This window comes from Pseudomonas californiensis, from assembly GCF_021147775.1.
GTDB lineage: Bacteria > Pseudomonadota > Gammaproteobacteria > Pseudomonadales > Pseudomonadaceae > Aquipseudomonas > Aquipseudomonas californiensis.
Map to the genome: position 1 here is coordinate 1 of NZ_JAGTPK010000043.1, position 12,732 is coordinate 12,732.

Below are 12,732 nucleotides of genomic sequence, written 5' to 3' on the forward strand. Positions count from 1 at the left end.
CACAACCACACAACCTCACAACCTCTCAACCTCACAACCTCACAACCTCACAACCTCACAACCTCACAACCTCACAACCTCACAACCTCACAACCTCACAACCTCACAACCTCACAACCTCACAACCTCACAACTGCTTGAGGTTATAAAGTTATTGGTTTATAGTTTCTTGAAGTTAAAACGCTATGAATTTATGAGGCTATGAGATGAAAACTTCAAAGGGTGTGATAGACCTCGCTGCAACACTGACTGCTGCTGCCTCGGCGTCGTTAGTCGCACCGCCTCCAGCTCCAGAAAAGGCGGTAAAAAAAGTAGCCGGGGAGGGTGGCACGATGCAGATGACATTACGGCCGGCGCGTTCTCTGTACAGCCTCTATGTTGGTAAAGCTGCTGAGCGAAGCAAGCAAGAAGGGCGCAACGTGTCTGTTCAGGAAATCATGTTGGAGGTGTTAGAAAAAGGGGCGCAGGTATGAGTAATTTGATCTTTATAGGTGGGCAGAAAGGCGGTACCACCAAAACCACTACAGCGCATCTGATGAGCCTAGGAGCAATTCTACGGGGGCAGCCAGCTGCCTATGTGTTAACTGATCCACATCGACTTCTCAAGCCAGAAGGTCGTCCATATGGCGTAATGGACGGAAGGGATGGGGCAGAACTGGCCAAAATTATTACTGCAAGCAGCAACACCAAGAACGGATGGTTGATTATCGATGGAGGCGGGAACCGGCCCGAACTGGACAGAGCCATATCCGAGCAAGCGCAGTTAACCATCCTGCCTTTTCGTGGATCAGAAGAAGACTTAGAAACTATTTCTCGCGACCTTGCTTCAATGCCAAATGCTATAGCGTTGCCGTCGGCTTGGCCTACAAACAAACACGCCCAAGAGGCTGCACAGAAATTTATTGATGCGCTGGAGCAAGTGTACCCAGGGCGGGTAATCAAAACCCCTATCTACTTCGTCAACTCTGCGCTTGAGCTGTTAGGGCAACGCTTAGACAGTCCATCAACGCCGGTACGTAACGCGGCTCGTAGAGCATTCTCAATTTTATCCGAGCGTCTGCAACTCACGTTGGCACAGAACAAACAGTAGCAAAGCGTATGGCAATAAAGGTGCCGGGGCATGGCTGGAACCATCCCCGGCGTGAGACACAAAAATCCTGAGAGGAAAAATTATGTCCGAGCGAGAATATAACACAGTCCGAAACCTACACCTTAGTCAGCTTTCAGATCCCCAGTATCTGCATTTACTGAGAGAATTTGCTGGCCACATGGCTCCGCCATGCGTAGCAGAAGCCCTAACGAGGTGGCTTGATAGCCTTCAAGGAGCGGTCGTATGAAGCTGATGACTGCTGAACTGATTGCTTTCATAGCTGCAATTGGTCTGTTAGAAGCAGGCCTGCGGACATTAAATCTTGCGTACAGCGAAAAAGGGATTATTGCCCTTGGCTTGGGGTTCGTCTTGATGCTTGCGGTCCTAGCGCTGGAAATAGTTGCACCGCTTCGTGAAGAATCTCTCATCCATCAGTCATCTTTTAAGGAGCTAGCACCATGAATGGATATGAACACCCTACCCGCGACACCCCAGCGCACGCGGTCTACAGATTGTCCTGGCTTGCATATGCCAACGTGATCATGACGTCGATTGTCTTGATTGCTGTGTCATTAGGCATCGGCTCGTGGACGACACATAATGCTCAATCTGATGCGGCGTACCGTGTTGGGATTACCGTCAACGTTTTTGTACTGGTAGTAACGCTGGCAGTGTGTGCTTACAGGTTCCTCTTCCTGAAAAGTGTTCGCCTCTACACAGATGATATTGGTGTATGGATTTTTCGTGGGATTTTGCCTTGGAGCAAAGGGGTTCGCGGTGTCAAATGGCGTGACATTGAAGATGCCATGTACTACACGGGGTTTTTCAGCTGGATGTTCCGTTCGTACACCGTGCGCATTGGCCATAGGTTCACTAAGACGAGCGAGATTTTCGTTTATCACTTGGCCCAAGGTCACAACGCTGTCGAGCACATAAATCACATGCATCAAACGATCCTACAAGCCGAGCAGGCGGCCAGTTCCTCAATTTAGGTTTGATGTGCCGACGGTCTAAGGAAGTACGGGGCCACTCTAGGACCGGCAAGCCGCTGAAATAGCCACAATAGGTGCTATATCAAATAGGCCCCTTACGCTCGACGAAAGCGTAGGGGCCTTTTTTTGAAAGAAGGCAGCGAGGATACCCCATCAGGGCTGCGCCAAGCGGCAATGAACGGCAGGGCAGGTGGGCATCTCAAATGAAGACATCCACACTTGCCTGCGAGGCTCTATGTGCAGCCATTATGAAGCACCGTCACCCCAACAGGTCTCTGAAGCGTTCGGGGTCGCACTGTTCGACCAGGGCAGGCTCGATCTGTGGCCTGGCTACATCGGTCCATTTCTGCGCCGTCCAGACGGCCGGGCAGATGACAGCGATTCTCCCGCAACCATTGAAGTGCTGACCGGCTCCTTTGGGTTGATCCCGTCCTGGAGCAAGGACAGCAAGTTTGCCAAACACACATTCAATGCTCGGTCTGAAACAGCTGCAGAAAAACCCTCATTCCGACATGCATGGCGCCAGGCGCAACACTGCATTATCCCTGCGGTGGCCATCTATGAGCCGGACTGGCGATCAGGTAAGGCAATTGCCACGCGTATAGCCCGTGCAGACGGCGAGCTGCTGGGCATCGCGGGGCTATGGGAGCAGTGGCGTGATCCGGCCACCGACCAGATCCTGCACAGCTACACCATGCTGACCGTGAATGCAGATGATCACGACTTCATGAAGGCGTACCACAAGCCCCAGGATGAAAAGCGCATGGTAGTGATTTTGCCCAAAGGCTCGTATATGGACTGGTTGACCGCGCAGCAGGAGCAGAGCGCAGCGTTCATGAACCAGTACCCGGCAGATCGGTTGACCGTGGACATGTGACCAGGTCTTCCCTAGAGCTGGTGATGGACAGGGTGACTTGTCGCGCTGGACGGCAGCAGCCACCAAGCCGCAGGCGCGGTAGCATTTTTCGTGACGGCAATTTGCACATTTAATTCAAGCGTCAGGATCTCCTGGACAAGGTGCATGAGCAGATCGCTGAGTTCTACGATGATGGAGCTTCGCCGGAGGCGCGTGCAGCATATAAATATAGGGCATATAGCCCTATAAAAGGTTGCAATTTAGGGCTTGGTGCCCTAATATGTATCTCAAGGCCGGGCACTTCGCTCAGGTCGTAGGAGAAAGCAATGCAAGCATCTGAACTTGAAGTGATCCAGCAGGCCTTGGCCATTCTGGATGCCCACCTGAAAACTAAAGGCGAGGCGTTGCAGTCGCCGGGTGCAGTTCGCTCGTACCTGCGCCTTCAACTGGAGCAGGAGCAGTGCGAGGTTTTCGCGGTGTTGTTCCTCGACACCCAGCATCGCGTGTTGCAGTTCGTTCGCATGTTTACCGGCACCATCGATCGGGCATCTGTCTACCCGCGCGAAGTGGTAAAAGCTGGGCTTGCGCTCAATGCTTCGGCAGCGATCGTTTGCCACAATCACCCGAGCGGCGATTCGACGCCTTCGCACGCTGACCGCCAAACCACGGTGCGCTTGAAGGATGCGCTGGATTTGGTGGGTATTCGCTTGCTGGATCACTTTGTCATCGGCCATGGCGAAACTACGTCTTTTGCCGAAATGGGCTGGATCTAAATTTAACGAGCCCCGCAAGGGGCTCCGTCACAAGGTGATGTAATGGAAACCAAAGGCAGTTATGGAGAGCAAGTCAGTATTCGGCCTGAATGCCTTTGCGCTCGCAAAGATTGGGCCGAACCTAACGCTGATGAGGTGCGCGCCGCGCTGAAAATGGCGAACTGGAGCGGGGAAGAACTGTCTCGGCGTATCGGCGTGGATAGTCGAACTGTGCGCCGCTGGACGCTTGGGGAAAAGCCAATCAATTACGCGTCCTGGTGTGTGCTGTGTGCACAAGCTGGGCTTGGCCAGATCTGGATGTTTTCACCGCTTTAAGTCCGAATTTCACAGAGGTGAATTGTTGGAGGATAATACGATAGGCAATATTGCCTATTTGCCTGCCTAGGCAATGTTGCCTATTACAGAATGGGAGGTGCGCATGGACAATCGCACACGATATCTGCAACTGCTAGATACCTACGGAATTACTCAAGCAAAAAGCGCTGAGCTGATTGCAGCCGTTACTTCGCGCCCTTGCGCAGTGCGGACTGTTCGGTCGTGGCTCAACGATCCTGAAAAGCCCAGCTCAACACCGTGTCCCGATTATGCCGTTGCTAATCTGGAAAAGGCCATTGATTACATGCAGCGCTATGTGGCGCAGCGCACGCAGACCAAGTAGGAAATCGTCCGTGTAGGCCTCGCTTTGTGCGGGACTGGGTCAGTAGAAAAAACACGTTTGCATCGAAAAGACACAAGGAACGTCGTATGAAACTTTCAATTGCTCAATTTTTTGCAGTTCTGGCTTCAATAGTTCTGGGGGAAGCAGGGCAGCGCACAGGAGATCTGGCGTACATCTACGCAGGTATTCTCGCTCTCGTATTGTGGTTTGTTCTGATGCTCGCAACTTTTGGAATCGAACTCGTTGAGTTGCTGCGCGAAAGGTCACTGAGCCAAGGCCGCCTGGATACGCCAGCCGCATAGGAAAATCTTATGGCAGAGCTAAAGGTAGTACCACCTCCCAAGCTGAAACGTGACTACACAGGGAAGCGCGTTCGCACTCTCCGTGAGTTCCGTAACGGCTGGGGAATTATCCCGATTGGGTCGCTCGCCGTGATCGACCACCAGAGCCCCAAGGGTTCGTCACTGGTGATTGACACCTGTAGCTGCTGCGGATTGAAGCCGATCATTAGCTCAATCAAGGCCAGCGACATCGAATTTGTTGAGTGATAGGAAATCCACCATGAGTACAACTACCCCGTTGTTGACCCTTACCTTGGATGCCAAGGCCCAGGCCGCGCTGATACGCAGTCAGGAAGCATATAAGGCTTGGCTGTATGCCCCAAACCCCGACAGCCTGCGGGAAGAACGCGTGACAGCGGCGCTGCGCTTGGCGGATGAGATAGGTCGCATAGCTCAACCGGATCTTGATTTGGTCATCATCGCGGCAGCTAAGGCCAAGCGCTTGGCGGCATGGGAGGAGCTGTGCAGCAAGTCTGTCGCAGCTGACGACCTAGAGAACTGGAACACGCAGCTGGTGGACGAGGTTGGTGAAATGCTCAATGAAAAACTGATCAGCCGGGATGAAGCTGACGCTCTGCTTTTGAGAGCCGAGTTCCGCTGGACTGATGAAAACGCCAGACCTGACCAACCCAACCGGTAATCACGGAAAACGACAGGAGCGCGACCATGAAGAAAACTAGCTACATTCGCACCGAACAGCCTGCGCTACTCATGGCACCTGTAACCCTGAATATCGCCGGAACTCTGCTGGCTGAACTGAACCTCTACCGCCAGGCTCGGCATCACTATTTCAGCAGTCCGCACGATTTGCCAGACGTTGAACGCAGTCGCCGCCACCAGATCCTTGAGCACTTAGGCGAACAGTTGGCTTCGTCTCTCGCCCTTGAGGTTCGTTTAGAGCTGGGCGAGCCGTCTGATTTTGAATGACAGGAAAATCGGCTACCGCGCCCAAGGGCTTGGTGGCTGCTGTTAACCAGGGCGACAAGTCACCCTGGTTAACAGCAGCTCCACGATCAACGGAAAGAAGCATGGCCACAGTATTTTTGGTGATGGCAACAGCCAGCGGCTTTAGAGCATCCGAGAGGCAACCTCTGCCTCTGCGAGTCTTTGTAGACCGGTCGGAAGCAGACGGTTGGTTGGACAAATTGATCGACTATCACGTGAGTCCGCCTGAGCAGCCTCACGGGTCCGATAATGAAGAAGATTGGTCCGAGTGGCGTATGCAGATGAATGCCTGGCGTGCTGACCATCCAGCCGGTGTTGTCGCCGCAGATTATCAGCATTTCGGAGTTTACGATCTGCCTCTTGGGTTATAGGAAAACGCACCAGGTACACCACAAGCCCAGCCCAAGAAAGCTGGGCAGTGTCAGTAGAAACAGGCCACTTTCGGCCTTGGGATCTGGCAGGAGAACACATGCCGTTCGTATTCACTCCATCACCTCACTTCGTGAGCGCTGGTCACGAAGCGTCACATGCACTCGACACCGATGCCGAAACGGCTATGGATGTTGCAAAACTTCGTGAATTTTACCCTGAGCTAACAGGCTGGGGCGATTGGGCACTGCACGAAGCCTGGGGCAGCTTCTCTCAACAGGTGTACATGATGCACTGGCAAACCATTACCGAGCGTGAAGTGAATTTTCTCAACTTCTGCTGCTGGGAGCAGACACGCGGTGAGTTTCCTTGGGGTGGCGACAGCAGTGATTTGGCCCAGGCGAGTGAGTGGAAAAGTTAAAGGAAAACGTTCATTGCCAAATCAAGCTGGCCGGGGACAGTCATTGAGCGCTTTACCAACGCAGCTACGACACGAAAGAAAAAAGGAAGCGGCAACATGATAGGACTTCGAACACGTCATTCGTTTGCACAGTTTTTAGAACTGCAACCCCCAACCGTTGCAGTTGTTCTCTTAAGCAAGTATGGGGTTCAGCATCTTTCACTGCCGCATGACCATTTGCTGCCAGCTTTACTAAACATCCTGCGTTCGCTCGACGAGCGGACCATCATGCATGTACTTGCCGAGGTCCTAGCAACCCCAGGGAATCTGCGTGCGAGGGTCAATCCGAAATATCGCTTTGACGAGCGTATGCATGACCTCACGCAATGCCTGCTGCTGGATGGTTACATCGTAACCAACAAGACGCTCATTAAGGGAGACCCGTCCATCACCAACGCACCACCGATAGAAGACGATCTGATCTTAGCGCTTCAAAACTCAGGGGCTCCTCGCAGAGACGACATTATCGCGCGGATTAATGATTCGGCCTCTGCATTTCGTTCGACGCCGCCTGATTTCAACGCTTCTCTCGTGAATGCGCGAGTGGCACTTGAAACACTGGCAGTCGATATCGCCGCTCATGTCGCTTCACGGATGACAAACCCACCCCCCTACGATCCTTCAAAATGGGGGATGGTTATCCAGTTTTTACGCATAAGTGGTGAGATCACAGTTGAGGAGGAGAAGGGGCTTGCTGGTGTATTCGGCTTTTTAAGCCCAGGCGCTCATCGGCCAGTCGGGATTCCCGAAGATCAGATGACACGGCTCGGGCGGTCATTTGCGCTTAATATGTGTTGGTTCTTGCTCATGAATCACTTAGCGTAAGTGACACCACACCTGACGTGTAGGAAAGATTGCTGCACCCACAAGCCCGCCCAGCCGCGGGCTTTGGCAGTACTAGGGCGCAGCTTTCGCGGCCTCTACACGAAGGAACTTTTTATGACCGATAAACAGATCAACGTCCCTACAGAATCCATCGGCAGCCTGTTGAACATGATTGAAAAGCGTATTCGTGAGATTGGCAAAACCTACCAAGAGAACGGCAGGAGCTATCAAGACGATCTCGAAATTACTGCCCTTCGTGCTATGGCTCGGCAACTGGGGTTTGACTTTGAAGTTTCATCAATTTCTTCAGGTTTTGCCGTAACGCGCCATGCATACACCGAGGCCGTTTGATAAAGGAAAACACATGCATCCCAATAATCACCCTGCTGCGCCTGACAGCTTTGAGAACTCTCGCTTGGAGGACCTTGTCACGCTGCATCAGGCGATCGCAGCACTCGGCCAAGCGCTTGATTATACGGCGGTGGTTGAGCAGCGCTCGGCGCTGTATGACCGCGTGCGCGACCTACACCCTACCCTGATAAGTGACGAGGAAAATTCAGCCTTGAACCTGCTGATAGGCTCCATGGCCGAGACGCGTAAAGAAACTCTCGGTATCTGAACCCCATCAGCTGCGTTGAATAGGAAAAGAATATGCCCATCATCACCGATCAGTTAACCAAGCATGACATCGAGGAGGCGATCAGGCTGGCTCGTGCGAACTATGTTGAGCTGATCAACAAGTTCGTTAAACCTCACGGCCCCACGAGCAGCCTTTGTATCGCGCAGGTTGAGGCAGAGGTGCGGGAATATCTGTCAGACGCGCTGACAGCATGCTACGGGGGATTTGTTGAAGCTGTTCTCGCCAAGGACCAAACAAGCGGCGATTTGATCGGATTCACGATTGTGTTGCGCGGTAATGACCCGAAGGATTGTGGCATCAATTACGCCGTGGTCAGCGTAACTCAAAGGCGGCAAGGGATTCTTCGTGAAATGCTGAAAGGAATCCAGGCGCGATATAACCACATCGGTCTGTCTTGCAGCGTGGACAAGGTGCCTTACTACGAAGCATTAGGGTTTCATATTACTGGCCCCGACTTAACCCAAGTGGCTATGTGCTGTGGTATCGATAAGCCCGACGCCAGGATGGGAGCGCTGGACTTTAGTTTGAATTCAAAGATCGCTGAAGCCGTGGCTACTTTCCGGCGTGTCCACGGCTTGAAGGCTGAAGGAATGCTTAGCAAGATGGGGGAGATACAAGAGGATCGGTTCAAATACGTCGATGGATATGTCACCAAACGGCTGTCGGGAATTTCGCATGCTGACGCCTCATAGGAAAAAAAATATGACAACGTGTCGCTATATTCGCACCGAACAGCCCGCGCTACTAACCGCACCGCTGAGTTAAAATATATGACCGAAGAAGAAATGCGCCTGGCATTGTTTGGCATGGGCGGGTCGCCAGCACGCAAAGCGGCCCAACAGAGCCAGCAAACCACAGCCAGCGACCAACCACCGAAAGCAACCGCCAGGCGCAAGAACGCCAAGAACTTCGTGCCCAAGCTCATAGTCACGCTGCGCGTGGGCAACGAATTTGAAGGCGCAACGGAATTATTCACACACCAGGCACACACGCTCAGCAAGCTCCAGGCCGAGCTGGACGCGATGAAAGAGGCCCGTAGGAAATACAAGTACATCGAGCTGGTGTCAGTCAAATGATCACAATAGGTCTGTTAATCGATGAACATGGACTTGATGGTGCCCCACTTGCAAAAGCTTACGTCGCTTGCCCAGCTCAATACTTGACCTTGAATGTAGGTGAGTCTTCCGGCCGCTGGCCGCGACGATCATACAGTCGCGTCGTGCTGATGTTTGCGTGACCCAGCCAGATCTGCACCTTGGCAATGTCCGCATCATGCTCGAGCGCGTTGGTCGCCGCCGTGGCCCGCAGGCCGTGGACGCCTAATCCGTCCACGTGGATCAGCGCAGCGCTTGCCCACTTACTGACAACGCCATACACCCCCTTGCCGGTAATCCCGGTACCTGACGTCTTGCCACGCAGCGAGCGAAAGAGCGCACCCGGCGTCTGCGCTCGATCACCATCACGCACCAGGTACACGTAGATCCTTTCAGCCGCGACCGGGTGCAGTGGCAGGTAGCGGATCTTGCCGCCCTTGCCGTGGATCCGCAGGTGCTTCACACCACGGCGCTCCTGCAGGTCGCCGGTCTGCAGCAAGCTCAGTTCTTCACGGCGCAGTCCCTGGTACAGCAGTACCGCCAGAATCGCCCGGTCGCGCACGCCCTGGAGCGAATCATCGTCGGGCGCATCGAGCAGCCGCTTTGCCTGGTCGTCGCCCAAGGCGGGAGTCTTGCCCTCGTTGGTTTCCACTGGGGGCCTGGCCACGCCATGCACCGGGTTACCACCGGCCAGTGCATTGTTGTCCAGAAGGTAATCGAAGAGGCTGGCCAGCGCCGCCAGTTTGCGCCGGATCGTGGCCCCAGAAAGAGCGCGTAACTCGAGCTGGGCGCGCCAGGCTAAAACGTGTGCCCGGTTTACGACGCGAAACTCTTCGGCACCGGCCAGGCCGACAAAGCTGCAGAAGTCGCGCAGATCGGCCTGGTACGCACGGCGCGTTCGCGGGTTGCGGATATTGGCGAACCACTCGACCGCTGCCGGCACTGAGGCCAGTTCCTGGAATTCCAGTGCAGTCAGTCGCCGCTCGCCGGCGTTGGCCATCACCAGCTCGCTCATGCATTTCGCTCCGCATCGTGCCGCGCTTTGATGGCCGGCCACTCGGGGGAAGCCATCAGCTCGCGGATCAGGCGCTCATGTTCCGGCTCTGGCACCAGGTGCTGCCAACGCTCCTGCTCCAGCTCCATCTGCCTGACACCGCGCAACTGAGCCTCAATCTTCACACCTGCTGCGCCGAGGCGCGCACGTGCCTGGCACCAGAAGCCTTCCGACGTGGTGTATTCGTACAGCGGCACGATGGGCAGACCGTGCAGTTGCCACAGGTGCCAGAGGACGGCCGAGCCAATGCCTTGCCGCTGACTACCGGGCCTGAGCTCAATCATGTTGATGTACAGCCGGTCGCGCAGCGGGTTGATGCTGTAGTCGATGTGACCCACACGCTGGCCATCGACCTCGATGTGATCGACGAAGTCAGTACCGGGAAACACGAAATGACCAGGCTGCGATTCGGAGCGCTCGTTCACGAGGGTAATCGGACGCTTCACCACACTCGCGCCGTGCCGTCTACGAAAAAAACCACGAATCCTGCTGAAAAACGCCATGTACCCGCCTGAGGTCGAAAGAGCCGATAACGTATTTTATCACCTCTTTTTACTGAGTTGATGCCAATCCAAAATCACACGCTATTTGACAACCATTCGTCGGCAAGACTCGAAATAGGATCCAAGATTCATTAATCTGATTGTCAGACAATAGGACACATAAACTATGCTTAGCTTTCCACGCCCTCACTCTCTTGTCGAAAGTGTCGTCTCTGCCATCCGCAGAGAAATTACGAGCGGACGGCTTCCAGCCGAGTCGAAGATGCCGACAGAGCATGAATTAGCTGATCAATTCAGTGTGAGCCGATCTGTGGTACGTGAGGCCATTTCGCAGCTTAAAGCTGATGGCGTGTTAGTAATTCGTCGGGGCAGTGGTTCCTTTGTTTCCCACACTCCCGGTGGAACAGTTTTTCGACTGCCAAGCAACGAAAGGCATTCAGCGGATTTGTCCAAATTGTTTGAGCTGCGGTCATGGATTGAAATCCAAGCAGCATCTGTTGCTGCACAGCGGCACATGGATTCAGATTTGGAGCGGCTCTCTGAAGCGATGTCGTTGATGGAGAGTAACGCGACCAATTTCGAGGTTTCCTCTAAGGCGGACGTTGAATTTCACAGTGCTATCGTTGGTGCGTGCAAAAACGAATATCTGACCGCATTCCACGATTTTTTAGGTAGCCAGCTGATCCAGGCCCGTTTCATGGCGTGGGAAAACTCTTCAAAACTTGCAGTAGGTCCGAGTGGTGCCATCCGAGAGCACCGCAAGATTTACGACGCAGTGGCAAAACGAAATTCGACCGAAGCCGCTCACTTCGCTCGCATGCACCTAAAGTCCGCAGCTCTACGGCTCAACATAGATCTGGCGGATTAGTGGGTATCCATGCGTATGACTCACAACGACCTAGTTGTCAGACAACCTGACGTTAAAAGGATTTTTTATGCTTTACGATTTCTGTGTGATTGGGGGTGGCATCGTTGGGCTTGCCACGGCAATGCGGCTGCTCGAGGTTTACCCTGGCTGTTCACTTGTGTTGATGGAGAAAGAGCTTTCCCTAGCGCAGCATCAGACAGGTCATAACAGCGGTGTGATTCATGCTGGCGTTTACTACGCACCTGGTAGCTTCAAAGCGAAGCTTTGCACCCAAGGTGCAGAGCTGACGAAATCGTTTTGCACCGAACACAGTATTCCTTTCGAGGTGTGCGGCAAGTTGGTGGTTGCATCAAACAAGGAGAGCTTTGCCCGGTTAGGATCGCTAGAAGAGCGGGCAAAACAAAATGGCCTGACCACAGAACGCCTTGATGCACAGGAGCTACGGCGGCGTGAACCCAATGTAGCAGGGGAGGGCGCGTTGTTTGTAAAAAGCTCGGGGATCGTTGACTACGGTGTGGTGTCTCGTTCCATGGCAAATGTGATTGCTCAAGCTGGAGCACAAATACTTCTGGGCCAAACGGTCGTCTCTATAGAAGAACATGGAAACCATGTAAGCATTGCGTCTGAGCGTTTGTCACTGTCCGCAAAAAGGTTAGTAGTCTGCGCTGGATTACAATCTGATCGATTGGCAACACTTGCAGGATTGAAAGTGGACTGCAGAATTGTTCCTTTCAGAGGTGAGTATTACCGGCTGTCATCACATCTTGATGACAGTATAAAACACCTAATATATCCGGTCCCAGAGGCCGGGCTGCCATTTCTTGGAATACATTTGACTCGTATGATCGGCGGCGGGGTTACTGTTGGACCCAATGCCGTATTAGGCCTATCAAGAGAAGGATATCGAAAGTTTGCGTTTAATGCGCGTGATTTCCTAGAGTACAGTTTGTATCCGGGGTTTTGGAAGCTTGTTGGAAAAAACATCAACTCCGGCATTGCTGAAATGAAGAATGCGATTTTCAAAAATAACTATTTAGAGCAATGTCAGAAGTATTTTCCGTCACTTAAAATGGAGGACCTTGAACCCTATGAGGCAGGTATTCGTGCTCAGGCGGTCACCCGTTCAGGTGAGTTTGTTGACGATTTTCTGTTTGTACAGACAGAAAGAATGTTGCATGTGTGCAACGCACCATCCCCAGCAGCGACGTCAGCCATTCCAATAGGCCGAATTATCGTAGATAAGCTTACGAAGAACAGCTGAGTT

General features: G+C 53.3%; 23 protein-coding genes. 21 read left to right on the forward strand and 2 right to left on the reverse strand.

Annotation, left to right across the window (positions count from 1 at the left end; all coding sequences use genetic code 11):
* The first annotated feature begins 206 nt into the window (after positions 1–206).
* The 19 genes from KDX37_RS25625 to KDX37_RS25715 all read left to right on the forward strand — a co-directional run bounded on the left by KDX37_RS25625 (position 207) and on the right by KDX37_RS25715 (position 9,025).
* Positions 207–473, forward strand: coding sequence for a hypothetical protein (locus KDX37_RS25625; RefSeq protein WP_019740157.1), 267 nt, complete (start codon positions 207–209; stop codon positions 471–473).
* Entirely contained in the window at positions 470–1,090 is a 621-nt protein-coding gene (locus KDX37_RS25630; RefSeq protein ID WP_122227535.1) for a hypothetical protein, read from the forward strand. The genes KDX37_RS25625 and KDX37_RS25630 overlap by 4 nt, the downstream gene beginning before the upstream one ends.
* 243 nt (positions 1,091–1,333) lie before the next feature.
* On the forward strand, positions 1,334–1,552 hold the full coding sequence (locus tag KDX37_RS25635) for a hypothetical protein (protein ID WP_122227538.1): 219 nt from the start codon (positions 1,334–1,336) through the stop codon (positions 1,550–1,552).
* Entirely contained in the window at positions 1,549–2,082 is a 534-nt protein-coding gene (locus KDX37_RS25640) for a hypothetical protein (protein WP_122227531.1), read from the forward strand. The genes KDX37_RS25635 and KDX37_RS25640 overlap by 4 nt, the downstream gene beginning before the upstream one ends.
* Positions 2,083–2,317: 235 nt before the next feature.
* Positions 2,318–2,959, forward strand: coding sequence for an SOS response-associated peptidase (locus KDX37_RS25645; RefSeq protein ID WP_122227528.1), 642 nt, complete (start codon positions 2,318–2,320; stop codon positions 2,957–2,959).
* A 305-nt stretch (positions 2,960–3,264) separates the two neighbouring features.
* Positions 3,265–3,711, forward strand: a complete 447-nt coding sequence (radC, locus tag KDX37_RS25650) for a RadC family protein (protein WP_122227524.1) — start codon at positions 3,265–3,267, stop codon at positions 3,709–3,711.
* A gap of 42 nt (positions 3,712–3,753) precedes the next feature.
* Entirely contained in the window at positions 3,754–4,026 is a 273-nt protein-coding gene (locus KDX37_RS25655) for a helix-turn-helix domain-containing protein (RefSeq protein WP_147465948.1), read from the forward strand.
* A gap of 103 nt (positions 4,027–4,129) precedes the next feature.
* Positions 4,130–4,369, forward strand: coding sequence for a hypothetical protein (locus tag KDX37_RS25660; protein ID WP_044423057.1), 240 nt, complete (start codon positions 4,130–4,132; stop codon positions 4,367–4,369).
* 86 nt (positions 4,370–4,455) lie between these two features.
* A complete protein-coding gene (locus KDX37_RS25665; RefSeq protein ID WP_031597916.1) occupies positions 4,456–4,671 on the forward strand; it encodes a hypothetical protein in 216 nt (71 codons plus the stop codon).
* 9 nt (positions 4,672–4,680) lie between these two features.
* Positions 4,681–4,917, forward strand: coding sequence for a hypothetical protein (locus tag KDX37_RS25670; protein ID WP_122227521.1), 237 nt, complete (start codon positions 4,681–4,683; stop codon positions 4,915–4,917).
* 46 nt (positions 4,918–4,963) lie between these two features.
* A complete protein-coding gene (locus tag KDX37_RS25675; protein WP_147470651.1) occupies positions 4,964–5,350 on the forward strand; it encodes a hypothetical protein in 387 nt (128 codons plus the stop codon).
* 26 nt (positions 5,351–5,376) lie between these two features.
* Positions 5,377–5,637 (forward strand): hypothetical protein, encoded by a 261-nt coding sequence (locus KDX37_RS25680; RefSeq protein ID WP_058418598.1) that lies wholly within the window; start codon positions 5,377–5,379, stop codon positions 5,635–5,637.
* A gap of 101 nt (positions 5,638–5,738) precedes the next feature.
* On the forward strand, positions 5,739–6,026 hold the full coding sequence (locus KDX37_RS25685; RefSeq protein ID WP_003319479.1) for a hypothetical protein: 288 nt from the start codon (positions 5,739–5,741) through the stop codon (positions 6,024–6,026).
* A 98-nt stretch (positions 6,027–6,124) separates the two neighbouring features.
* Entirely contained in the window at positions 6,125–6,445 is a 321-nt protein-coding gene (locus KDX37_RS25690; protein WP_122227515.1) for a hypothetical protein, read from the forward strand.
* Positions 6,446–6,541: 96 nt separating this feature from the next.
* On the forward strand, positions 6,542–7,309 hold the full coding sequence (locus KDX37_RS25695; RefSeq protein WP_122227512.1) for a hypothetical protein: 768 nt from the start codon (positions 6,542–6,544) through the stop codon (positions 7,307–7,309).
* 114 nt (positions 7,310–7,423) lie between these two features.
* Complete coding sequence (locus tag KDX37_RS25700) at positions 7,424–7,660, forward strand: hypothetical protein (protein WP_122227509.1); 237 nt, start codon at positions 7,424–7,426, stop codon at positions 7,658–7,660.
* Between the two features lie 13 nt (positions 7,661–7,673).
* A complete protein-coding gene (locus tag KDX37_RS25705) occupies positions 7,674–7,928 on the forward strand; it encodes a hypothetical protein (protein ID WP_122227506.1) in 255 nt (84 codons plus the stop codon).
* Between the two features lie 32 nt (positions 7,929–7,960).
* Positions 7,961–8,641 (forward strand): GNAT family N-acetyltransferase, encoded by a 681-nt coding sequence (locus tag KDX37_RS25710; protein ID WP_122227503.1) that lies wholly within the window; start codon positions 7,961–7,963, stop codon positions 8,639–8,641.
* A 78-nt stretch (positions 8,642–8,719) separates the two neighbouring features.
* The gene (locus KDX37_RS25715) at positions 8,720–9,025 is read left to right on the forward strand and encodes a hypothetical protein (protein ID WP_122227499.1); all 306 of its coding nucleotides are present in this window, start codon (positions 8,720–8,722) and stop codon (positions 9,023–9,025) included.
* A 76-nt stretch (positions 9,026–9,101) separates the two neighbouring features.
* Here the strand turns inward: KDX37_RS25715 and KDX37_RS25720 are convergent, their stop codons facing one another.
* Positions 9,102–10,058 carry a tyrosine-type recombinase/integrase gene (locus KDX37_RS25720; protein WP_231655983.1) on the reverse strand — a complete coding sequence of 319 codons (957 nt, stop codon included), beginning with the start codon at positions 10,056–10,058 and terminating at the stop codon, positions 9,102–9,104.
* Positions 10,055–10,543, reverse strand: a complete 489-nt coding sequence (locus tag KDX37_RS25725) for a GNAT family N-acetyltransferase (RefSeq protein ID WP_231655985.1) — start codon at positions 10,541–10,543, stop codon at positions 10,055–10,057. Before KDX37_RS25725 ends, KDX37_RS25720 begins: the two co-directional genes overlap by 4 nt.
* 223 nt (positions 10,544–10,766) lie before the next feature.
* Between KDX37_RS25725 and KDX37_RS25730 the strand changes: the two genes are divergently transcribed.
* Both KDX37_RS25730 and lhgO read left to right on the forward strand, forming a co-directional pair.
* A complete protein-coding gene (locus KDX37_RS25730; protein WP_057435418.1) occupies positions 10,767–11,468 on the forward strand; it encodes a FadR/GntR family transcriptional regulator in 702 nt (233 codons plus the stop codon).
* 67 nt (positions 11,469–11,535) lie between these two features.
* Positions 11,536–12,729, forward strand: coding sequence for an L-2-hydroxyglutarate oxidase (lhgO, locus tag KDX37_RS25735; protein WP_057435417.1), 1,194 nt, complete (start codon positions 11,536–11,538; stop codon positions 12,727–12,729).
* Positions 12,730–12,732: the final 3 nt, after the last annotated feature.

Bases quoted from the DNA above. Each gene is read 5' to 3' on its own strand.
- KDX37_RS25625 (WP_019740157.1), top strand. From the start codon at position 207: ATGAAAACTTCAAAGGGTGTGATAGACCTCGCTGCAACACTGACTGCT.
- KDX37_RS25630 (WP_122227535.1), top strand. From the start codon at position 470: ATGAGTAATTTGATCTTTATAGGTGGGCAGAAAGGCGGTACCACCAAA.
- KDX37_RS25635 (WP_122227538.1), top strand. From the start codon at position 1,334: ATGAAGCTGATGACTGCTGAACTGATTGCTTTCATAGCTGCAATTGGT.
- KDX37_RS25640 (WP_122227531.1), top strand. From the start codon at position 1,549: ATGAATGGATATGAACACCCTACCCGCGACACCCCAGCGCACGCGGTC.
- KDX37_RS25645 (WP_122227528.1), top strand. From the start codon at position 2,318: ATGTGCAGCCATTATGAAGCACCGTCACCCCAACAGGTCTCTGAAGCG.
- radC (WP_122227524.1), top strand. From the start codon at position 3,265: ATGCAAGCATCTGAACTTGAAGTGATCCAGCAGGCCTTGGCCATTCTG.
- KDX37_RS25655 (WP_147465948.1), top strand. From the start codon at position 3,754: ATGGAAACCAAAGGCAGTTATGGAGAGCAAGTCAGTATTCGGCCTGAA.
- KDX37_RS25660 (WP_044423057.1), top strand. From the start codon at position 4,130: ATGGACAATCGCACACGATATCTGCAACTGCTAGATACCTACGGAATT.
- KDX37_RS25665 (WP_031597916.1), top strand. From the start codon at position 4,456: ATGAAACTTTCAATTGCTCAATTTTTTGCAGTTCTGGCTTCAATAGTT.
- KDX37_RS25670 (WP_122227521.1), top strand. From the start codon at position 4,681: ATGGCAGAGCTAAAGGTAGTACCACCTCCCAAGCTGAAACGTGACTAC.
- KDX37_RS25680 (WP_058418598.1), top strand. From the start codon at position 5,377: ATGAAGAAAACTAGCTACATTCGCACCGAACAGCCTGCGCTACTCATG.
- KDX37_RS25685 (WP_003319479.1), top strand. From the start codon at position 5,739: ATGGCCACAGTATTTTTGGTGATGGCAACAGCCAGCGGCTTTAGAGCA.
- KDX37_RS25690 (WP_122227515.1), top strand. From the start codon at position 6,125: ATGCCGTTCGTATTCACTCCATCACCTCACTTCGTGAGCGCTGGTCAC.
- KDX37_RS25695 (WP_122227512.1), top strand. From the start codon at position 6,542: ATGATAGGACTTCGAACACGTCATTCGTTTGCACAGTTTTTAGAACTG.
- KDX37_RS25700 (WP_122227509.1), top strand. From the start codon at position 7,424: ATGACCGATAAACAGATCAACGTCCCTACAGAATCCATCGGCAGCCTG.
- KDX37_RS25705 (WP_122227506.1), top strand. From the start codon at position 7,674: ATGCATCCCAATAATCACCCTGCTGCGCCTGACAGCTTTGAGAACTCT.
- KDX37_RS25710 (WP_122227503.1), top strand. From the start codon at position 7,961: ATGCCCATCATCACCGATCAGTTAACCAAGCATGACATCGAGGAGGCG.
- KDX37_RS25715 (WP_122227499.1), top strand. From the start codon at position 8,720: ATGACCGAAGAAGAAATGCGCCTGGCATTGTTTGGCATGGGCGGGTCG.
- KDX37_RS25720 (WP_231655983.1), bottom strand. From the start codon at position 10,058: ATGAGCGAGCTGGTGATGGCCAACGCCGGCGAGCGGCGACTGACTGCA.
- KDX37_RS25730 (WP_057435418.1), top strand. From the start codon at position 10,767: ATGCTTAGCTTTCCACGCCCTCACTCTCTTGTCGAAAGTGTCGTCTCT.
- lhgO (WP_057435417.1), top strand. From the start codon at position 11,536: ATGCTTTACGATTTCTGTGTGATTGGGGGTGGCATCGTTGGGCTTGCC.